The sequence below is a fragment of the Bacillus sp. ISL-45 genome, from assembly GCF_018613195.1.
Lineage (GTDB): Bacteria > Bacillota > Bacilli > Bacillales > Cytobacillaceae > Mesobacillus.
This window is the reverse complement of record NZ_JAGGQQ010000023.1, coordinates 17,915-37,646: the sequence shown is the minus strand read 5'-3', so window position 1 is coordinate 37,646 and position 19,732 is coordinate 17,915. Positions and strand designations below refer to the sequence as shown.

Genomic DNA, 19,732 nt, shown 5'->3' with positions numbered 1-19,732 from the left:
CTAGGAAGGAGAAAGACCAAATGGCAAGAGAGTTCTCCTTAGATAAAACTCGTAATATTGGGATCATGGCTCATATTGATGCTGGTAAAACAACAACAACTGAGCGTGTTCTTTATTATACTGGCCGAATTCACAAAATCGGCGAAACACACGAAGGTGCTTCTCAGATGGACTGGATGGAGCAGGAGCAAGAACGTGGAATCACGATCACATCTGCTGCAACAACAGCTTCATGGAAAGAGCACCGCGTTAACATCATCGATACACCAGGACACGTAGACTTCACTGTTGAAGTTGAACGTTCACTTCGTGTACTTGATGGTGCAGTAGCAGTACTTGACGCACAGTCAGGTGTTGAGCCTCAAACAGAAACAGTTTGGCGCCAGGCTACTACTTATGGAGTTCCACGTGTAGTATTCGTTAACAAAATGGATAAGCTAGGCGCGGACTTCCTATACTCAGTATCAACTATTCATGATCGTCTACAAGCTAATGCTCACCCGATCCAATTACCGATCGGTGCTGAAGATGAGTTCGAAGCAATCATTGACCTAGTTGAAATGAGAGCAATCTTCTACGGTAATGACCTTGGAACAGAAATCACTGTTGGGGAAATTCCAGAAGAATATATGGCTCAAGCTGAAGAATACCGTGAAAAGTTAGTTGAAGCGGTAGCTGAGCTTGATGAAGAGTTAATGGAAAAATACCTTGGCGGAGAAGAGCTTACAGTCGAAGAGATCAAAGCTGCAATCCGTAAAGGTACAACAAATGTTGAATTCTACCCAGTTATCTGTGGTTCAGCATTCAAAAACAAAGGTGTTCAGCTAATGCTTGACGCTGTTATCGACTACCTTCCATCTCCACTAGATGTACCTGCGATCCAGGGCCATCTTCCGGATACTGAAGAAGTGGTTGAGCGTCACTCTGACGACAACGAGCCGTTCTCTGCTCTTGCGTTCAAAGTTATGACTGACCCTTATGTTGGAAAATTAACATTCTTCCGCGTTTACTCCGGAACTCTTGAATCTGGCTCTTATGTCCAGAACTCGACTAAAGGAAAGCGTGAGCGTATCGGACGTATCCTTCAGATGCACGCGAACAGCCGTCAGGAAATCTCAACGGTTTACGCTGGTGACATCGCTGCAGCTGTAGGTTTGAAAGATACAACTACTGGTGACACTCTATGTGATGAAAAGTCTCTAGTTATTCTTGAATCCATGCAGTTCCCAGAGCCTGTAATCCAGTTATCAGTTGAGCCTAAGTCAAAAGCAGACCAGGACAAGATGACAACTGCGTTGCAAAAGCTTCAAGAAGAAGATCCTACATTCCGCGCACACACTGACCAGGAAACTGGACAGGTTATCATCGCTGGAATGGGTGAACTTCACCTTGATATCATCGTTGACCGTATGAAGCGTGAATTTAAAGTGGAAGCAAACGTAGGTGCACCACAGGTTGCATACCGTGAAACTTTCCGCGAATCAGCTAACATTGAAGGTAAATTCGCACGTCAATCCGGTGGACGTGGTCAATACGGACACGTTTGGATTGAGTTCTCTCCAAACGAAGAAGGAAAAGGCTTTGAATTCGTGAACGGCATCGTCGGTGGTGTAGTTCCACGTGAATACATCCCAGCGGTTCAAGCTGGTCTTGAAGATGCTCTAGATCGCGGAGTTCTTGCAGGATATCCACTCGTTGACATCAAGGCAAGATTGTTTGACGGTTCTTACCACGATGTTGACTCCTCTGAAATGGCGTTTAAAATCGCTGCTTCAATGGCACTTAAGAATGCGGCTTCCAAGTGTAAGCCAGTTATCCTTGAGCCTGTCATGAGGGTTGAAGTTGTTATCCCTGAAGAATATCTTGGAGATATCATGGGTATGATCACAGCTCGTCGCGGACGCGTCGAAGGTATGGATGCTCGTGGTAACGCTCAAGTTGTTCGTGCGATGGTTCCACTTTCAGAAATGTTCGGTTATGCAACTGCTCTTCGTTCAAGCACACAAGGACGCGGTGTATTCTCAATGCACTTCGACCACTACGAAGAAGTTCCTAAATCTGTTTCTGAAGAAATCATCAAAAAAAATAAAGGTGAATAATTGATTTTCACCTATTAATCAAGTATAACTACTAATGTAAGCATAACGCTGTGGGATAGGGGTTCCTATTTCACAGCACATTAAAATATACTTAATTTTCATATATTAAAGGAGGATTTTTCTAATGGGAAAAGCTAAATTCGATCGTTCTAAGCCACACGTTAACATTGGTACAATTGGTCACGTTGACCATGGTAAAACTACTCTAACAGCTGCTATCACTACTGTTCTTTCTAAAGTAGGCGGCGGTGAAGCACGCGGATATGACCAAATCGACGCTGCTCCAGAAGAGCGTGAGCGTGGTATCACAATCTCAACTGCACACGTTGAGTATGAAACTGCAACTCGTCACTATGCACACGTTGACTGCCCAGGACACGCTGACTATGTTAAAAACATGATCACTGGTGCTGCGCAAATGGATGGCGGAATCCTTGTAGTATCTGCTGCTGATGGCCCAATGCCACAAACTCGTGAGCACATCCTTCTTTCTCGTCAGGTAGGCGTACCTTACCTTGTTGTATTCATGAACAAGTGTGACATGGTTGACGACGAAGAACTTCTTGAATTAGTAGAAATGGAAGTACGTGACCTTCTTTCAGAATACGACTTCCCTGGCGATGACATCCCAGTTATCAAAGGTTCTGCTCTTAAAGCTCTTGAAGGAGCTCCAGAATGGGAAGAAAAAATCAACGAGCTTATGGCTGCAGTTGATGAGTACATCCCAACACCAACACGTGACACTGACAAGCCTTTCATGATGCCTGTTGAGGACGTATTCTCAATCACTGGCCGTGGAACAGTTGCTACAGGACGTGTTGAGCGTGGACAAGTTAAAGTCGGTGACGTAATCGAAATCATCGGTATGACTGAAGAGCCAAAATCAACTACTGTAACAGGTGTTGAAATGTTCCGTAAGCTTCTTGATTATGCAGAAGCTGGAGACAACATCGGTGCACTTCTTCGTGGGGTAGCTCGTGAAGATATCCAACGTGGTCAAGTACTTGCTAAGCCAGGTTCTGTTAAGCCACACACAAAGTTCACTGCTGAAGTATACGTTCTTTCAAAAGAAGAAGGTGGACGTCACACTCCATTCTTCACAAACTACCGTCCACAGTTCTACTTCCGTACAACTGATGTAACTGGTATTTGTAACCTTCCTGAAGGCGTAGAAATGGTTATGCCTGGTGACAACATCGAAATGACTGTTGAACTGATCGCTCCAATCGCTATCGAAGAAGGAACTAAGTTCTCAATTCGTGAAGGCGGCCGTACTGTAGGCGCTGGCGTTGTAGCTTCTATCCAAGAGTAATTTTTAATAGAAACAATGAAAGCAGCTGGGTGACGATCCAGCTGCTTTTTTATTTATCTAATGTAGCGGAAGAAGTTGAAAGCTTTCTTTATAGGGGAATTGAATCAAGAAAACTTTTGGTAACGCAAAAAGAATATTGTACTGTTAATATTGAAACATATAGATCATGGTCCTAATCAACTGTAACAATGTACAGATAAAGAAGTGGCAGGAGAGCTTATCGTCATATTAAAGCCGAAAATGTGCGGGTAAAAAAGGATAAAGCAGGTTTATCGTCACATTAAAGCCGATAATGTGCGGATAAAAAAGAATCAAGCAGGTTTATCGTCACATTAAGGCCGAAAATGTGCGGATAAAAAAGAATCAAGTAGGTTTACCGTCACATTAAAGCCGATAATGTGCGGATAAAAAAGAATCAAGCAGGTTTATCGTCACATTAAAGCCGATAATGTGCGGATAAAAAAGAATCAAGAGGGATTATCGTCACATTAAAGTCGAAAATGTGCGGATAAAAAAAGATAAAGCAGGGTTATCGTCAAATTAAAGCCGAAAATGTGCGGATAAAAAAGAATCAAGAGGGATTATCGTCACATAAAAAGCAATATTGGACAGATAAAAGAGAAACAAAAAGATTTATCGTCCTATAACTATGGCACCTTTGACAATTCCTCTACAGTTTAATAACCAGCCAGAAATCATTTGAGGTAATGAGCAAGCTGGTCACCTAACTACCGGCACAACATTATTAAAACCAAAACCAAAACTCAAATCAGTTCCTTCTATAATATATATCCAATCCAAGTCGCTTCATGAAGTTCTCCAAAATCATAAACCTCGAATAAAGGAATAATTTTCTCCGCGTCCAAATAGTTAGAAATCTCTTTCCCCACTTGTAAAATACGATTGCGCCCGCTATAATAGTAAAAGTGTGTTAAACATAATGAAATTGCGGAATTAATGTTGCGTTTGAGTTATGTTTTATGTATAATAGACAATGTTGGTCTTTGACTGCGATGATGCGAAAGGTTGCTGACACACCCGGCCGCTTTGCCATGGCGAGTGTGTGGGAAATTTTCGCGGAGAATGTCTATTTTAAAATAGGCGAAAAGGAGGGAAAGTAATGGCAAAACAAAAAATTCGTATCCGTTTGAAAGCTTATGATCACAGGATTCTTGATCAATCTGCAGAGAAAATTGTTGAAACTGCAAAACGTTCTGGTGCGGCGGTGTCTGGTCCAATCCCACTACCTACAGAAAAGTCAATTTACACAATTCTTCGTGCGGTGCATAAGTACAAGGATTCACGTGAGCAGTTCGAAATGCGTACGCATAAGCGTCTGATTGACATCATCAATCCGACTCCGCAAACGGTCGACTCACTAATGCGTTTAGACCTGCCATCAGGTGTAGATATTGAAATCAAACTTTAATCAATAAATCATTATAATTCACAGGAGGTGTGACTGAAATGACCAAAGGAATCTTAGGAAGAAAGATCGGTATGACTCAAGTATTTGCTGAAAATGGCGACCTTATCCCGGTAACTGTGGTAGAAGCTTCTCCAAACGTAGTGCTTCAAGTGAAATCTGCTGAGACAGATGGCTACGAAGCAATCCAGCTTGGCTTTGAAGACAAGCGCGAAAAGCTTTCAAACAAACCTGAAAAAGGCCACGTTTCAAAAGCAAACACTGCTCCTAAGCGCTTCGTGAAAGAATTAAACGGAGTCGATGTAGCAGGATATGAAGTTGGTCAGGAAGTCAAAGTTGATATTTTCGCAGAAGGCGATATCGTAGATGTTACAGGAATCTCAAAGGGTAAAGGTTTCCAGGGTGTTATTAAGCGCCACGGACAATCTCGCGGACCAATGGCTCACGGTTCTCGTTACCACCGCCGCCCTGGTTCAATGGGTCCTGTTGCTCCAAACCGCGTATTCAAGGGTAAATTACTACCTGGACGCATGGGTGGAGAGCAGATCACTGTTCAAAACCTGCAAATCGTTAAAGTTGACGCAGAGCGTAACCTTCTTCTAATCAAAGGAAACGTTCCTGGTGCTAGAAAAGCCCTTCTAAAAATCAAAGGTGCTGTAAAAGCTAAGTAATTTTTACAGGAAAGGAGGAAATTAGAATGCCTAAAGTAGCATTATTCAGCCAAGCTGGTTCACAAGTTGGAGAAATCGAACTTAATGATTCAGTATTTGGTATTGAGCCTAACAACCACGTAATGTTCGAAGCAGTAGTTATGCAGAGAGCTTCATTACGTCAGGGAACTCATAAAACTAAAATTCGTTCTGAAGTAGCGGGCGGTGGACGTAAGCCGTGGAAACAAAAAGGAACTGGACGTGCGCGTCAAGGATCTATCCGTTCTCCACAATGGCGCGGTGGCGGTACTGTATTCGGTCCTGTTCCACGCAGCTACAGCTATAAACTGCCTAAGAAAGTTCGTCGTTTAGCAATCAAATCTGCTCTATCATCAAAAGTACAATCTGAAAACATCTTTGTTCTTGAAAGCCTTGCTTTCGAAGCTCCAAAGACAAAGGAATTCAAAAACGTACTTAGCGGCCTTTCTGTTAACACGAAAGCCTTGATCGTAACAGCAGGTCTTGAAGAGAACGTAGCACTTTCAGCACGTAATATTCCTGGAGTAACTGTTGTTACTGCTGATGGAATTAACGTATTGGATGTTCTAAATCATGATAAGCTGATCATGACAAAAGCAGCTGTTGAAAAAGTAGAGGAGGTGCTTGCATAATGGATGCACGCGATATCATTAAGCGCCCCGTTATTACAGAACGTTCTTCTGACCTAATGGCTGAGAAGAAATACACTTTCGAAGTTGATACTAGAGCTAACAAGACTCAAGTTAAAGATGCGATTGAAGCTATTTTCGGCGTTGACGTTGAAAAAGTTAACATCATGAACTACAAAGGTAAGTTCAAGCGTATGGGCAAGTTCGGCGGTTACACAAACAAGCGTCGTAAAGCAATCGTTAAGCTTACTCAAGACAGCAAAGAAATCGAATTCTTCGAAGTATAATAATCCAATAAGAAGAGGAGGGAAACGAAATGGCGATTAAAAAGTACAAACCTACCTCCAACGGTCGTCGTAATATGACAGCATCTGATTTTGCTGAAATTACAACTGACAAGCCGGAAAAATCCTTGCTTGCTCCGTTGCACAGAAAAGGCGGTCGTAACAACCAGGGTAAGTTAACTGTTCGTCATCAAGGTGGCGGCCATAAGCGTCAGTACAGAATCATCGATTTTAAACGTACAAAAGATGGCATTCCAGGACGCGTTGCCACAATTGAGTATGATCCAAACCGTTCAGCAAACATTGCGTTAATTAATTATGTAGATGGTGAAAAGAAATATATCCTAGCTCCTAAAAACCTAGTAGTAGGTATGGAAGTTATGTCTGGCCCAACAGCTGACATTAAAGTAGGTAACGCTCTTCCACTAGCTAACATCCCAGTTGGTACAGTAGTACACAACATCGAATTGAAGCCTGGCAAAGGCGGACAATTAGTTCGTTCTGCTGGAACTTCTGCACAGGTTCTTGGTAAAGAAGGTAAATATGTATTGATTCGTTTGAACTCAGGCGAAGTACGTATGATCCTTTCTGAGTGCCGTGCAACTGTAGGTCAAGTCGGCAATGAACAGCACGAATTGATCAACATCGGTAAAGCAGGTCGTTCACGCTGGTTAGGCAAGCGCCCAACAGTTCGTGGATCTGTAATGAACCCTAACGATCACCCACACGGTGGTGGTGAAGGACGTTCTCCAATCGGACGTAAATCACCAATGTCACCATGGGGCAAGCCTACTCTTGGTTACAAGACTCGTAAGAAGAAGAACAAATCCGACAAGTTTATTGTACGTCGTCGTAAAAAATAACGGGATTGATCTACGGTTCACGGGAACCGTAGGGCAATCACGAAGGGAGGTTCAATCATGGGTCGCAGCTTAAAAAAAGGACCTTTTGTTGATGAGCACTTAATCACAAAGATCGAAAAGTTAAATGAAACTGAAGCGAAGAAAGTTGTTAAAACTTGGTCTCGCCGTTCAACGATCTTCCCACAATTCATCGGACACACGATTGCTGTCTACGATGGTCGCAAACATGTACCTGTTTATGTCACTGAAGACATGGTAGGCCACAAGCTTGGAGAATTCGCTCCAACTCGTACTTACAAAGGACATGGTAATGACGATAAGAAAACAAGACGTTAATTGAGAGGAGGGCATCCAAATGCAAGCTAAAGCTGTTGCAAGAACAGTTCGTATTGCTCCTCGTAAAGCTCGACTAGTTCTAGATTTAATTCGAGGAAAGCAAGTTGGTGAAGCGGTAGCTATCTTAAACCTTACCCCTAAGGCAGCTTCTCCAATCGTAGATAAAGTGTTGAAATCTGCATTAGCAAACGCAGAGCACAACTATGAGATGGATGTTAATAACCTTGTCGTATCGGAAGCTTACGCTAACGAAGGACCAACGTTGAAACGTTTCCGTCCACGTGCTATGGGCCGTGCAAGTGCTATTAACAAACGTACTAGCCATATTACAATCGTTTTATCAGAAAAGAAGGAGGGATAATCAGTGGGTCAAAAAGTAAATCCAGTCGGTTTGCGTGTCGGAATCATCCGTGATTGGGAATCAAAATGGTACGCAGGCAAAGACTATGCTGATCTTTTACACGAAGACCTTAAGGTTCGTGAGTACATCACTAAGCGTTTACGCGATGCATCTCTTTCTAAAGTAGAAATCGAGCGTGCTGCAAACCGCTTGAATGTAACTGTCCACACAGCGAAGCCAGGAATGGTGATCGGTAAGGGCGGTACAGAAGTTGAAGCACTTCGTAAAGCGCTAAATGAACTTACAGGCAAACGTGTTCATATAAACATTCTTGAAATCAAAAAAGCTGATATCGATGCGAAATTGGTTGCTGAAAATATTGCACGCCAATTAGAAAACCGTGTATCTTTCCGTCGCGCACAGAAGCAAGTTATCCAACGTGCAATGCGTGCTGGCGCAAAAGGTATCAAGACAATGGTATCCGGCCGTCTTGGCGGTGCAGACATCGCTCGTTCAGAACATTACAGCGAAGGAACAGTTCCACTTCATACTCTTCGTGCCGATATCGATTATGCTACTGCTGAAGCAGATACAACTTACGGTAAGCTAGGCGTTAAAGTATGGATTTATCGTGGAGAGGTCCTTCCTACGAAGAAGAAAACTGAGGAAGGAGGCAAATAATATGTTATTGCCTAAACGCGTTAAATATCGCCGTCAACACCGTGGCAAGATGCGCGGTCAAGCTAAAGGCGGTACTGAAGTAAACTTCGGTGAATTCGGTTTGCAAGCTCTTGAAGCTTCATGGATCACAAACCGTCAAATCGAATCTGCCCGTATTGCGATGACTCGTTACATGAAACGTGGCGGTAAAGTCTGGATCAAGATTTTCCCTCACAAGCCATATACTGCAAAGCCTCTAGAAGTCCGAATGGGTTCTGGTAAAGGTGCTCCTGAGGGTTGGGTAGCAGTTGTTAAACCAGGCAAAGTAATGTTCGAAGTTGCTGGCGTTTCTGAAGAAATCGCACGCGAAGCATTACGCCTTGCTGCACACAAGCTTCCTGTAAAGTGCAAGTTTGTTAAACGAGAAGAAATTGGTGGTGAATCTAATGAAAGCTAATGACATTCGTGACCTTACCACTGCTGAAATTGAACAAAAAGTTAAATCTTTAAAAGAAGAGCTATTCAACCTGCGCTTTCAATTAGCGACTGGACAACTTGAAAACACAGCTCGCATTCGTGAAGTACGCAAAGCGATTGCTCGCATGAAAACTGTAATTCGTGAACGAGAGATCGGCGTTAACAGATAATTGAGAGGAGGTTCTCACAATGAGTGAACGCAACCAACGCAAAGTTTATACTGGACGCGTGGTATCTGACAAGATGGACAAAACTGTTACTGTTCTTGTTGAAACATACAAAAAGCATCCTTTATACGGCAAGCGTGTAAAATACTCTAAGAAATTAAAAGCTCATGATGAGCAAAACGAGGCAAAAATCGGCGACGTAGTACGTATCATGGAAACTCGTCCGCTATCTGCCACAAAACGCTTCCGCCTTGTAGAAGTGGTGGAAAAAGCTGTTATTATCTAATTGTTCGGATTAAGGTTTATTCCGAAGGGAGGTTACTCGCATGATCCAACAGGAAACACGTTTAAAAGTTGCTGACAATTCAGGTGCTCGTGAGGTTCTTACTATTAAGGTTCTTGGCGGTTCCGGCCGTAAGACTGCTAATATCGGAGACGTTATCGTTTGCACAGTGAAACAGGCAACACCAGGTGGCGTTGTTAAAAAAGGTGACGTTGTCAGAGCAGTTATCGTTCGTACAAAAACTGGTATGCGCCGTACTGACGGTTCATACATCAAATTTGACGAGAATGCTTGTGTAATCATCCGTGACGATAAGAGTCCTCGTGGTACTCGTATCTTCGGACCAGTTGCACGTGAGCTTCGTGACAACAACTTCATGAAGATCGTTTCATTAGCTCCAGAAGTACTATAATCTATTTCAAATGCCTTTAAGGAGGTGCACACAGATGCATGTAAAAAAAGGTGACAAAGTAATGGTCATCTCTGGTAAGGACAAAGGCAAAACAGGGATCATCCTTGAAGCTTATCCAAAGCAAAGCCGTGTTCTTGTTGAAGGAATCAACATCGTGAAAAAACACGCTAAGCCTTCTCAAGTAAATCCACAAGGTGGAATCTTGAACCAGGAAGCACCTATCCATGTATCAAACGTAATGCCTGTAGATCCGAAGTCTGGCAAGCCAACCCGAGTTGGTTACACTGTCGAGAACGGCAAGAAGGTACGCGTTGCTAAAAAATCCGGTGAAGTTCTAGATAAATAGTCTATTGAAGAAGGGAGGTACAATCGATGAACCGCCTAAAAGAAAAGTTCAACAATGAAATTACTCCTGCTCTTATGAGCAAGTTTAACTATAAGTCAATCATGGAAGTTCCTAAACTTGAAAAGATCGTAATCAACATGGGTGTAGGTGACGCTGTTGCCAACGCTAAAGCTCTTGATGTTGCAGTTGAGGAATTAGCAACGATCACTGGTCAAAAGCCAGTTGTGACTCGTGCTAAGAAATCAATCGCTGGCTTCCGCCTTCGTGAAGGTATGCCAATCGGTGCGAAAGTAACTCTTCGCGGTGAGCGCATGTACGAATTCATCGACAAGTTAATTTCAGTATCTTTACCTCGTGTACGTGACTTCCGCGGTATCTCCAAGAAGTCTTTCGACGGACGCGGTAACTACACACTTGGGGTTAAAGAACAGTTAATCTTCCCTGAAATTGATTACGATAAGGTAAATAAAGTACGTGGCATGGACATTGTTATTGTAACGACTGCTAACACTGATGAAGAAGCTCGTGAACTATTAACACAATTCGGAATGCCATTTCAAAAGTAATCTCTAATAAGAGGGAGGCGAAAACGTGGCTAAGAAATCAATGATTGCGAAACAAAAACGCACGCCTAAATACAAGGTACAAGAGTATACTCGCTGTGAGCGCTGCGGCCGTCCGCACTCTGTATACCGCAAATTTAAGCTTTGCCGTATTTGTTTCCGTGAATTAGCATACAAAGGACAAATTCCTGGTGTGAAAAAAGCTAGCTGGTAAAACTGAAAGCTCTGGAAGGAGGTAAATTAAATGGTCATGACAGATCCGATTGCAGATTTGCTAACTCGTATTCGTAACGCGAATATGGTTCGTCACGAAAAACTAGAAGTACCTGCTTCTAACATTAAAAAAGAAATCGCTGAGATCCTTAAGCGTGAAGGTTTCGTGCGTGACGTTGAATATATCGAAGACAATAAGCAAGGTATCATCCGTATCTTCTTGAAGTACGGTTCAAACAATGAGCGTGTTATCACTGGTCTTAAGAGAATCAGCAAGCCAGGACTTCGCGTTTATGCAAAATCAACTGAAGTACCTCGCGTACTTAATGGTTTGGGTATTGCTCTTGTTTCAACTTCAAACGGCGTTATAACTGACAAAGAAGCTCGCGCTAAGCAAGTGGGCGGAGAAGTTTTAGCATACGTTTGGTAATAGATTTTTCTGAATGAATGGAGGTGCAACAAATGTCACGCGTAGGTAAAAAACCAATTGAAATTCCGGCTGGTGTTACTGTTACTCTTGATAACGATCACGTAACAGTAAAAGGACCAAAAGGTGAATTGTCTCGTACTTTTCACTCTGACATCGAAATCAAGATCGAAGAGAACGTAATTAACATTTCTCGCCCAACTGATAACAAAGAACATCGTGCATTGCACGGAACGACTCGCGCGGTTCTTTCTAACATGGTTGAGGGTGTATCTAAAGGATTCGAAAGAGGCCTTGAGTTAGTAGGTGTCGGTTACCGTGCATCTAAGCAAGGTAACAAGCTTGTACTTAACGTAGGATACTCTCATCCTGTAGAAATCGAGGCAGAAAAAGGCCTTGAAATCGAAGTTCCTTCAAACACTAAGGTGATTGTAAAGGGAACTGACAAAGAGCGTGTTGGCGCATTGGCTGCTAACATCCGTGACGTACGTCCACCAGAGCCTTACAAAGGCAAAGGTATTCGTTATGAAGGCGAATATGTACGCCGCAAAGAAGGTAAAACAGGTAAGTAATGCCGCATAGGTTAACGAAAGGAGTGACGTAAATGATTACGAAGGCTGATAAAAACGCTACTCGCCGTAAAAGACACGGTCGTGTCCGTGCGAAGCTTAGCGGAACTGAAGCTCGTCCTCGTCTAAATGTGTTTCGTTCTAACAAGCACATTTATGCTCAACTAATCGACGATGTAAAGGGAGTAACTCTAGCGAGTGCTTCTACTTTAGATAAAGAAGTTAATGTTGAAGGCAACAACCTGGAAGCAGCAAAGCAAATCGGTGAATTGATCGCTAAGCGTGCTGTGGAAAAAGGTTATAAGTCAGTAGTATTTGACCGTGGCGGATACCTTTATCATGGCCGCATCCAGGCACTTGCTGATGCTGCCCGCGAAAACGGCTTAGAATTTTAATAAAAAAAGGAGGGACATACAAAGATGCGTCGTATTGATCCAAACAAACTTGAACTTGAAGAACGCGTAGTTACGATTAACCGTGTTGCTAAAGTTGTTAAAGGTGGACGCCGTTTCCGTTTTTCTGCTCTAGTAGTAGTAGGAGATAAAAACGGTCATGTCGGCATGGGTAGTGGTAAAGCACAAGAAGTACCTGAAGCGATTCGCAAAGCTATCGAAGATGCGAAGAAGAACCTAATTCAAGTACCTATGGTTGGTACTACAATTCCACACCAGGTTATCGGACACTTTGGTGCTGGTGAAATCCTTCTGAAGCCTGCTTCTGAAGGTACAGGAGTTATCGCTGGCGGACCAGTTCGTGCGGTACTAGAATTAGCAGGTGTTGCTGACATCCTGTCTAAGTCACTTGGAACTAACACTCCAATCAACATGGTTCGTGCAACTCTTGAAGGTCTTTCTCAACTTAAGCGTGCAGAAGACGTAGCAAAACTTCGCGGTAAATCTGTGGAAGAACTGTTAGGATAAGGAGGGAAATCAAATGGCTAACAAATTAGAAATTACCCTCACTCGCAGCCTGATCGGCCGTCCGCAAGATCAGCGCGAAACAGTTAAGGCTCTTGGCTTACGTAAAATGAACCAAACAGTTGAGCAACAAGATAATGCAGCAATCCGCGGCATGATCAACAAAGTTTCTCACCTTGTTACTGTAAACGAAAAATAATTTATCCTTTTTAAAATAAGGAGGTGCCAACATGAAACTTCATGAATTAAAGCCTGCAGAAGGTTCCCGTAAAGAACGCAAACGTCTTGGACGTGGTATCGGTTCTGGTCAAGGTAAAACTGCTGGTAAAGGTCATAAAGGTCAAAACGCTCGTTCTGGCGGCGGTGTACGCCCTGGTTTTGAAGGTGGTCAAACTCCTTTATTCCGACGCTTGCCGAAACGCGGTTTCACGAACATCAACCGCAAAGAGTACGCAGTCGTTAACCTTGATGCTTTGAACGTATTCGAAGATGGAACTGAAGTGACTCCAGAACTTTTAATTGAGACAGGTCTTGTCAGGAAAGAACTAGCAGGTATTAAAGTACTTGCTAAAGGAAGCCTTGAAAAGAAACTAACTGTTAAAGCTCATAAGTTCTCCTCTGCAGCCGAAGAAGCGATCAAAGCTGCCGGCGGTCAAACTGAGGTGATTTAATGTTCCAGACAATCTCCAATTTTATGCGCGTGGGTGAAATTAGAAATAAAATTCTCTTCACCCTTTTAATGTTGATTGTATTTCGTCTCGGGACATTTATTCCTGTACCGAGCGTAAATGCAGATATTTTGAAAGCACAGGATGACATGAGTGTCTTCGGCGTCCTGAATACTTTCGGTGGGGGTGCGCTGCAGAACTTCTCGATCTTCGCGATGGGAATCATGCCGTACATCACTGCTTCAATTATCATCCAGCTCTTGCAGATGGATGTTGTGCCAAAGTTTACCGAATGGTCCAAACAAGGAGAAGTCGGACGCCGTAAATTAGCTCAGTTTACCCGCTATTTCACGATCGTTCTGGGTTTTATCCAGGCACTAGGTATGTCTTATGGCTTTAACAATATGGCAGGAGGATTACTGATCCAGAATGCCGGTATCACGACTTACTTGCTGATTGCTACGGTCTTGACAGCCGGAACTGCATTTTTGATGTGGTTAGGTGAACAGATCACGGCAAAAGGCGTAGGAAACGGTATTTCAATCATTATCTTTGCTGGTATCGTTGCTGGCATTCCGACAATGGCCAACCAGATTTATGCACAGCAATTCTCTGATGCAGGGGACGCACTGTTCCTTCGCATTGTGACTATGCTGCTTATTCTATTGGCTGTGATCGCAATCGTTGTGGGTGTTATTTTCATCCAGCAAGCAACACGTAAAATACCTATTCAATACGCTAAACGCATGAGCGCAGGCAACAACGCGGTTGGCGGCCAGAACACTCACCTTCCTTTGAAAGTGAATGCTGCTGGTGTCATCCCGGTTATCTTTGCGATTTCGTTTATCGTTACACCTCCGACAATCGCTCAGTTCTTCGGCACGAATGATGTGACACTTTGGATCCAGAAGACGTTTGATTATACACAGCCGATCGGTATGATCGTCTATGTGGCATTGATCATCGCGTTCACGTATTTCTATGCGTTCATCCAGGTGAATCCTGAACAAGTGGCCGAGAACCTGAAGAAGCAAGGTGGATATGTCCCAGGCATCCGTCCGGGCAAAAACACACAGGAATACTTGACTAGGGTCCTTTACCGTCTGACTTTCGTCGGCGCGATCTTCCTTTCAGTAATCTCTGTGCTGCCAGTATTTTTCATTCAATTTGCTGGTCTGCCTCAATCGGTACAGATTGGCGGAACAAGCTTGCTGATCGTGGTCGGCGTTGCGCTTGAAACGATGAAGCAGCTTGAAGCTCAGCTTGTAAAACGCCATTATAAAGGCTTTATAAAATAAGATTTAGGGGACTGCTTGGTTCCCTGAATCTTTAATAGAGACTGAGGGGGGGAAATCTTGTGAATTTGGTTCTGATGGGGCTTCCGGGTGCCGGGAAGGGCACGCAAGCCGATAAAATTGTTGGTAAATACAACATCCCTCATATCTCAACAGGAGATATGTTCCGTGCAGCTATCAAAGAAGGAACGGAACTTGGATTACAGGCAAAATCATTTATGGACAAAGGAGAGCTAGTACCTGATGAAGTCACAATCGGGATTGTCCGTGAGCGCTTAAGCAAAGCTGACTGTGAAAAAGGATTCCTATTGGATGGATTCCCGCGCACAGTTGCCCAGGCTGAAGCACTGGATACTATGCTTGCTGATCTTGGCAAAAAAATCGATTATGTCATCAACATTGATGTTGATCAAAGCATTCTGATGGAACGTTTGACAGGACGCAGGATTTGTAAGAACTGCGGCGCTACCTACCACCTTGTGTTCAATCCTCCTGCAAAGGAAGGCGTTTGTGACCGTTGTGGCGGCGAGCTGTACCAGCGCGCTGATGATAATGCCGAAACTGTTCAAAACCGCCTGGATGTAAATGTCCAGCAGACAAAGCCTCTGTTGAACTTCTATGAAGATAAAGGCTACTTACGCAATATCAACGGTCAGCAAGACATTAATGTCGTATTCGCTGATATCGAAGAATTGCTCGGGGGCTTGAATTAATGATCGTTTGTAAAACCCCTCGTGAAATAGAGATTATGCGAGAAGCAGGTCGTATTGTAGCGATGACTCACCAGGAGTTGAAGAAGAATATTTCTCCTGGCATTACAACTAAAGAACTGGATGCAATTGCCGAGGATTTCATCCGCAAACAAGGTGCAACTCCTTCTTTTAAAGGTTATAATGGTTTTCGCGGCAGCATCTGTGCATCAGTTAATAACGAACTAGTTCACGGGATTCCTGGCGAACGGGTTCTGAATGAAGGCGACATCATCAGTATTGATATCGGAGCAAAGTACAACGGATACCACGGGGACTCTGCCTGGACTTACCCGGTAGGAAAGATTGATGAGGAAGCTCAGCGTCTTTTGGACGTGACCGAAGAGTCGTTGTTCATAGGCTTGAAAGAAGCCAAGCCAGGGGAACGTCTTTCGAACATCTCCCATGCGATTCAAACGTATGTGGAATCAGAAGGCTTTTCTATTGTTCGTGAGTATGTCGGCCATGGAATTGGGCAAGAATTGCATGAGGACCCGCAAATTCCTCATTACGGACCTCCTAACAGAGGACCTAGGCTGAAGCCTGGTATGGTTCTATGCATAGAACCGATGGTGAATGCAGGAAGCCGCTATGTGAATACGTTAGCCGATGATTGGACTGTTGTAACGGTTGACGGTAAAATGTGTGCCCACTTTGAGCATACAATCGCGATCACAGAAACTGGTTTTGAGATTTTAACAAAAGCCTGATGAACGTGGTTGGCCGTCTGGTTCTGTTTTTAGTCTTTAAATTGGCGGAAATGTGATTTCTATGCGGACGGGATGCCAGCTTTATGTTATAATCATAAGGTTGAGTATTTCTCAATGATATTCTCAATTGCTTGCTGCTTAGAACGTGTCACAAATAGGAAGCTACATTCCGTCAACGCGGAGTATATGATTTAATACGATTTGAATAAGGAAGGGAGACCAGTTTATGGCGAAAGATGATGTAATTGAAATTGAAGGCACAGTATTGGAAACTTTGCCTAATGCAATGTTTAAGGTAGAATTAGAGAATGGTCATACAGTTTTGGCTCATGTTTCCGGCAAAATCAGAATGCACTTCATTCGGATCCTGCCTGGAGATAAAGTAACAGTCGAGCTTTCTCCATATGATTTGACTCGCGGAAGAATTACTTACCGCTTTAAATAAACCGTGACTCCGTACTATCAAGGAGGTTAGAGTAATGAAAGTGAGACCATCTGTTAAGCCAATCTGCGAAAAGTGCAAAGTTATTCGCAGAAAAGGCAAAGTTATGGTGATCTGTGAAAACCCTAAACATAAACAAAAACAAGGATAATTTTAAAGGAGGTGCGCATCTAGATGGCACGTATTGCTGGTGTAGATATTCCACGTGAAAAGCGTGTAGTTATTGCTTTAACATACATTTTCGGAATCGGCAGATCAACTGCTGTGAAGGTTCTAGCTGAGGCTGGTGTTTCTGAAGACACTCGCGTTCGCGATCTTACTGAAGAGGAACTTAACAAAATCCGTGATATCATCGACAAGCTAAAGGTTGAAGGTGACCTTCGCCGTGAAGTTTCACTAAACATCAAGCGTCTAATGGAAATTGGATCATATCGTGGCTTGCGTCATCGTCGTGGCTTGCCTGTTCGCGGTCAAAACACGAAGAACAACGCACGTACTCGTAAAGGTCCACGTAAGACTGTAGCTAACAAGAAAAAATAATCCGTAAAGGAGGGTAACATTTAAATGGCTCGTAAAACTAATACACGCAAACGCCGCGTCAAAAAGAATATTGAAAGTGGAGTTGCGCATATTCGTTCAACTTTCAACAATACTATCGTAACAATTACAGACGTACATGGTAATGCATTATCATGGTCTAGTGCAGGTGCGCTTGGTTTCAAGGGTTCACGTAAATCCACTCCATTCGCAGCACAAATGGCAGCAGAAACTGCAGCTAAAACTTCTATGGAACATGGTTTGAAAACTCTTGAGGTTACTGTTAAGGGACCAGGTGCTGGCCGTGAAGCAGCAATCCGTGCTCTTCAAGCAGCAGGTCTTGAAGTTACAGCAATCAAAGATGTAACTCCAGTTCCACATAACGGCTGCCGCCCGCCAAAACGTCGCCGTGTTTAATTTTTCTGTATAGAATTTGTAGTCTTGTCTATAATGGGATATGATACAAATATTTTCTAGGTATACAGAAATCATTAATCCAGTTGTTGTGCACAAACGGGAACGTATACATGGGGGAATTTCGGTAAGGTAAAGAGCCTGCCGGGGTTTCGACGTTTTGAAGGAGGGTATATTTGATGATCGAAATAGAAAAACCAAAAATCGAAACGGTTGAGATCAGCGATGATGCCAAGTACGGCAAGTTTGTCGTAGAACCGCTTGAGCGTGGATATGGTACAACTTTGGGTAACTCCTTACGTCGTATCCTATTATCCTCACTCCCAGGTGCAGCTGTCACATCGATTCAAATCGATGGAGTACTTCATGAGTTCTCAACAATTGAAGGCGTCGTAGAAGATGTAACATCAATCATTTTGAACGTTAAGAAATTAGCGTTGAAGATCTACTCTGATGAAGAGAAGACACTTGAAATCGATTTACAGGGCGAGGGTCCAGTAACTGCAGCTGCAATCACGCATGATAGTGATGTTGAAATCCTTAATCCGGATCTTCATATCGCTACACTTTCAAGCAAAGGTTCATTGCGTATGCGCCTGACTGCAAGAAGAGGCCGCGGGTACAATCCTGCTGATCAAAATAAGCGGGAAGACCAGCCGATCGGTGTCATTCCTATCGACTCAATCTATACACCGGTTTCACGCGTTTCTTATCAAGTAGAGAACACACGCGTAGGGCAAATGACGAATTATGACAAGCTGGTATTTGACGTATGGACAGATGGCAGCACAGGTCCTAAGGAAGCTATTGCACTAGGTTCAAAAATCCTGACTGAGCACTTGAATATTTTTGTCGGTTTGACTGACGAAGCTCAAAACGCTGAGATCATGGTAGAGAAAGAAGAAGACCAAAAAGAAAAAGTCCTTGAGATGACGATTGAGGAACTTGATCTTTCTGTTCGTTCATATAACTGCTTAAAGCGTGCCGGTATCAACACTGTCCAGGAGCTTGCTCACAAGACAGAGGAAGATATGATGAAGGTCCGCAACCTTGGCAGAAAATCACTAGAAGAAGTAAAAGCAAAACTAGAAGAGCTAGGCTTAGGCTTACGCAAAGATGACTAGTTAATGCAGATTAACTAGGCATTTTGCTGTCAGTACTAAAACTGCCGGCTTATGACTTCAACAAAGGAGGGAAACACTCATGGGATACAGAAAGTTAGGACGCACAAGTGCCCAGCGTAAAGCAATGCTACGTGACTTAACAACTGATTTGATTATCAATGAGCGTATTGAAACTACTGAAACACGTGCGAAAGAACTTCGTTCAGTTGTTGAAAAAATGATTACTCTTGGAAAGCGCGGAGATCTTCACGCTCGCCGTCAAGCAGCTTCTTGGGTTCGTAATGAAGTTGCAAACGCTGAAACAAACCAGGATGCAGTTCAAAAACTATTTGCTGACATCGCTCCACGCTACGCAGAGCGCCAAGGTGGATACACTCGTATTATGAAACTTGGACCACGCCGCGGTGACGGTGCGCCAATGGTTATTATCGAGTTAGTTTAATACCATTAAACACTCAAACAAGGGCGATGGACAGTTTATACAAACTTGTTTCATCCCCTTTTTTTGCTATACAGGGTAAAATCCCTTACGAAAACTAAAAAAAGCAGCACAAGCCAAAAACGAGCGTTATGATGCGCAGGCCACTGGGAAAGAAGAGTTCACTGGCCCCATCGGCCGGTTACTTCAGGACTCTCCTGAATCGGTTAGCGATAACCGGAGCTGTTCTGCCTGTCTCGTCTAGCTCATGTACTTCTCCCCAGTCCATTTTAGGACCCTGCACTCTGCGGATCGCTTCCGCCCGGGGAGAGGTGCAGGCTTTTTTTATATACAAAGAATTTT

General features: G+C 43.4%; 33 protein-coding genes. 32 read left to right on the top strand and 1 reads right to left on the bottom strand.

What is annotated here, in order from left to right:
- Window positions 1-20 precede the first annotated feature (20 nt).
- From fusA to rplQ, 32 genes are all read left to right on the top strand, one after another.
- Window positions 21-2,099 carry an elongation factor G gene (gene fusA, locus J7E35_RS21985; protein ID WP_214784140.1) on the top strand — a complete coding sequence of 693 codons (2,079 nt, stop codon included), beginning with the start codon at window positions 21-23 and terminating at the stop codon, window positions 2,097-2,099.
- A gap of 124 nt (window positions 2,100-2,223) precedes the next feature.
- On the top strand, window positions 2,224-3,411 hold the full coding sequence (gene tuf / locus J7E35_RS21980) for an elongation factor Tu (protein WP_102264854.1): 1,188 nt from the start codon (window positions 2,224-2,226) through the stop codon (window positions 3,409-3,411).
- Window positions 3,412-4,531: 1,120 nt separating this feature from the next.
- Entirely contained in the window at window positions 4,532-4,840 is a 309-nt protein-coding gene (gene rpsJ, locus J7E35_RS21975; RefSeq protein WP_009791329.1) for a 30S ribosomal protein S10, read from the top strand.
- 38 nt (window positions 4,841-4,878) lie between these two features.
- Window positions 4,879-5,508, top strand: coding sequence for a 50S ribosomal protein L3 (rplC, locus tag J7E35_RS21970; protein WP_023626430.1), 630 nt, complete (start codon window positions 4,879-4,881; stop codon window positions 5,506-5,508).
- A gap of 26 nt (window positions 5,509-5,534) precedes the next feature.
- Window positions 5,535-6,158: a 50S ribosomal protein L4 gene (rplD, locus tag J7E35_RS21965; protein ID WP_214784137.1), complete on the top strand. Its 624-nt coding sequence runs from the start codon at window positions 5,535-5,537 to the stop codon at window positions 6,156-6,158.
- Window positions 6,155-6,442: a 50S ribosomal protein L23 gene (gene rplW / locus J7E35_RS21960; RefSeq protein WP_214784199.1), complete on the top strand. Its 288-nt coding sequence runs from the start codon at window positions 6,155-6,157 to the stop codon at window positions 6,440-6,442. The genes rplD and rplW overlap by 4 nt, the downstream gene beginning before the upstream one ends.
- A gap of 29 nt (window positions 6,443-6,471) precedes the next feature.
- A complete protein-coding gene (rplB, locus tag J7E35_RS21955) occupies window positions 6,472-7,302 on the top strand; it encodes a 50S ribosomal protein L2 (protein WP_214784134.1) in 831 nt (276 codons plus the stop codon).
- Between the two features lie 57 nt (window positions 7,303-7,359).
- Window positions 7,360-7,638 carry a 30S ribosomal protein S19 gene (gene rpsS, locus J7E35_RS21950; RefSeq protein ID WP_023626426.1) on the top strand — a complete coding sequence of 93 codons (279 nt, stop codon included), beginning with the start codon at window positions 7,360-7,362 and terminating at the stop codon, window positions 7,636-7,638.
- 19 nt (window positions 7,639-7,657) lie between these two features.
- Entirely contained in the window at window positions 7,658-7,999 is a 342-nt protein-coding gene (gene rplV, locus J7E35_RS21945; protein WP_023626425.1) for a 50S ribosomal protein L22, read from the top strand.
- 3 nt (window positions 8,000-8,002) lie between these two features.
- Window positions 8,003-8,659, top strand: coding sequence for a 30S ribosomal protein S3 (rpsC, locus tag J7E35_RS21940; protein ID WP_144481258.1), 657 nt, complete (start codon window positions 8,003-8,005; stop codon window positions 8,657-8,659).
- 1 nt (window position 8,660) lies between these two features.
- Window positions 8,661-9,095 carry a 50S ribosomal protein L16 gene (gene rplP / locus J7E35_RS21935; protein ID WP_023626423.1) on the top strand — a complete coding sequence of 145 codons (435 nt, stop codon included), beginning with the start codon at window positions 8,661-8,663 and terminating at the stop codon, window positions 9,093-9,095.
- Entirely contained in the window at window positions 9,085-9,285 is a 201-nt protein-coding gene (gene rpmC, locus J7E35_RS21930; RefSeq protein WP_023626422.1) for a 50S ribosomal protein L29, read from the top strand. Before rplP ends, rpmC begins: the two co-directional genes overlap by 11 nt.
- 19 nt (window positions 9,286-9,304) lie before the next feature.
- Entirely contained in the window at window positions 9,305-9,568 is a 264-nt protein-coding gene (gene rpsQ / locus J7E35_RS21925; RefSeq protein WP_214784130.1) for a 30S ribosomal protein S17, read from the top strand.
- A gap of 40 nt (window positions 9,569-9,608) precedes the next feature.
- Window positions 9,609-9,977, top strand: a complete 369-nt coding sequence (gene rplN, locus J7E35_RS21920) for a 50S ribosomal protein L14 (RefSeq protein ID WP_023626420.1) — start codon at window positions 9,609-9,611, stop codon at window positions 9,975-9,977.
- A 34-nt stretch (window positions 9,978-10,011) separates the two neighbouring features.
- The gene (gene rplX / locus J7E35_RS21915; RefSeq protein WP_192472777.1) at window positions 10,012-10,323 is read left to right on the top strand and encodes a 50S ribosomal protein L24; all 312 of its coding nucleotides are present in this window, start codon (window positions 10,012-10,014) and stop codon (window positions 10,321-10,323) included.
- A gap of 26 nt (window positions 10,324-10,349) precedes the next feature.
- On the top strand, window positions 10,350-10,889 hold the full coding sequence (rplE, locus tag J7E35_RS21910) for a 50S ribosomal protein L5 (RefSeq protein WP_041966519.1): 540 nt from the start codon (window positions 10,350-10,352) through the stop codon (window positions 10,887-10,889).
- 25 nt (window positions 10,890-10,914) lie between these two features.
- The gene (gene rpsN, locus J7E35_RS21905) at window positions 10,915-11,100 is read left to right on the top strand and encodes a 30S ribosomal protein S14 (RefSeq protein WP_009499044.1); all 186 of its coding nucleotides are present in this window, start codon (window positions 10,915-10,917) and stop codon (window positions 11,098-11,100) included.
- A gap of 30 nt (window positions 11,101-11,130) precedes the next feature.
- A complete protein-coding gene (gene rpsH, locus J7E35_RS21900) occupies window positions 11,131-11,529 on the top strand; it encodes a 30S ribosomal protein S8 (protein ID WP_214784127.1) in 399 nt (132 codons plus the stop codon).
- 32 nt (window positions 11,530-11,561) lie between these two features.
- The gene (gene rplF, locus J7E35_RS21895) at window positions 11,562-12,098 is read left to right on the top strand and encodes a 50S ribosomal protein L6 (protein ID WP_214784125.1); all 537 of its coding nucleotides are present in this window, start codon (window positions 11,562-11,564) and stop codon (window positions 12,096-12,098) included.
- A gap of 32 nt (window positions 12,099-12,130) precedes the next feature.
- A complete protein-coding gene (gene rplR / locus J7E35_RS21890) occupies window positions 12,131-12,490 on the top strand; it encodes a 50S ribosomal protein L18 (protein ID WP_023626415.1) in 360 nt (119 codons plus the stop codon).
- 24 nt (window positions 12,491-12,514) lie between these two features.
- Window positions 12,515-13,015 carry a 30S ribosomal protein S5 gene (rpsE, locus tag J7E35_RS21885; protein WP_214740727.1) on the top strand — a complete coding sequence of 167 codons (501 nt, stop codon included), beginning with the start codon at window positions 12,515-12,517 and terminating at the stop codon, window positions 13,013-13,015.
- A gap of 13 nt (window positions 13,016-13,028) precedes the next feature.
- The gene (gene rpmD, locus J7E35_RS21880) at window positions 13,029-13,211 is read left to right on the top strand and encodes a 50S ribosomal protein L30 (protein ID WP_023626413.1); all 183 of its coding nucleotides are present in this window, start codon (window positions 13,029-13,031) and stop codon (window positions 13,209-13,211) included.
- Between the two features lie 31 nt (window positions 13,212-13,242).
- Window positions 13,243-13,683 (top strand): 50S ribosomal protein L15, encoded by a 441-nt coding sequence (gene rplO / locus J7E35_RS21875; RefSeq protein ID WP_041966516.1) that lies wholly within the window; start codon window positions 13,243-13,245, stop codon window positions 13,681-13,683.
- On the top strand, window positions 13,683-14,978 hold the full coding sequence (secY, locus tag J7E35_RS21870; RefSeq protein WP_214784123.1) for a preprotein translocase subunit SecY: 1,296 nt from the start codon (window positions 13,683-13,685) through the stop codon (window positions 14,976-14,978). The genes rplO and secY overlap by 1 nt, the downstream gene beginning before the upstream one ends.
- A gap of 59 nt (window positions 14,979-15,037) precedes the next feature.
- Window positions 15,038-15,688 carry an adenylate kinase gene (locus J7E35_RS21865; protein WP_167834104.1) on the top strand — a complete coding sequence of 217 codons (651 nt, stop codon included), beginning with the start codon at window positions 15,038-15,040 and terminating at the stop codon, window positions 15,686-15,688.
- Window positions 15,688-16,434 carry a type I methionyl aminopeptidase gene (gene map / locus J7E35_RS21860; RefSeq protein WP_214784121.1) on the top strand — a complete coding sequence of 249 codons (747 nt, stop codon included), beginning with the start codon at window positions 15,688-15,690 and terminating at the stop codon, window positions 16,432-16,434. The genes J7E35_RS21865 and map overlap by 1 nt, the downstream gene beginning before the upstream one ends.
- A 226-nt stretch (window positions 16,435-16,660) precedes the next feature.
- Window positions 16,661-16,879 (top strand): translation initiation factor IF-1, encoded by a 219-nt coding sequence (gene infA, locus J7E35_RS21855; RefSeq protein ID WP_019157108.1) that lies wholly within the window; start codon window positions 16,661-16,663, stop codon window positions 16,877-16,879.
- Between the two features lie 34 nt (window positions 16,880-16,913).
- The gene (gene rpmJ / locus J7E35_RS21850; protein WP_003156543.1) at window positions 16,914-17,027 is read left to right on the top strand and encodes a 50S ribosomal protein L36; all 114 of its coding nucleotides are present in this window, start codon (window positions 16,914-16,916) and stop codon (window positions 17,025-17,027) included.
- 23 nt (window positions 17,028-17,050) lie between these two features.
- Window positions 17,051-17,416: a 30S ribosomal protein S13 gene (gene rpsM, locus J7E35_RS21845; RefSeq protein WP_192472770.1), complete on the top strand. Its 366-nt coding sequence runs from the start codon at window positions 17,051-17,053 to the stop codon at window positions 17,414-17,416.
- A gap of 24 nt (window positions 17,417-17,440) precedes the next feature.
- Window positions 17,441-17,830 carry a 30S ribosomal protein S11 gene (gene rpsK, locus J7E35_RS21840; protein ID WP_023626407.1) on the top strand — a complete coding sequence of 130 codons (390 nt, stop codon included), beginning with the start codon at window positions 17,441-17,443 and terminating at the stop codon, window positions 17,828-17,830.
- Window positions 17,831-18,006: 176 nt separating this feature from the next.
- Window positions 18,007-18,951 (top strand): DNA-directed RNA polymerase subunit alpha, encoded by a 945-nt coding sequence (locus J7E35_RS21835; RefSeq protein ID WP_102264870.1) that lies wholly within the window; start codon window positions 18,007-18,009, stop codon window positions 18,949-18,951.
- A 79-nt stretch (window positions 18,952-19,030) separates the two neighbouring features.
- Window positions 19,031-19,393 carry a 50S ribosomal protein L17 gene (rplQ, locus tag J7E35_RS21830; RefSeq protein ID WP_214784119.1) on the top strand — a complete coding sequence of 121 codons (363 nt, stop codon included), beginning with the start codon at window positions 19,031-19,033 and terminating at the stop codon, window positions 19,391-19,393.
- A gap of 178 nt (window positions 19,394-19,571) precedes the next feature.
- Here rplQ and J7E35_RS21825 read toward each other — a convergent pair whose 3' ends face one another.
- A complete protein-coding gene (locus J7E35_RS21825; protein ID WP_214784117.1) occupies window positions 19,572-19,724 on the bottom strand; it encodes a hypothetical protein in 153 nt (50 codons plus the stop codon).
- Between the last annotated feature and the right edge of the window lie 8 nt (window positions 19,725-19,732).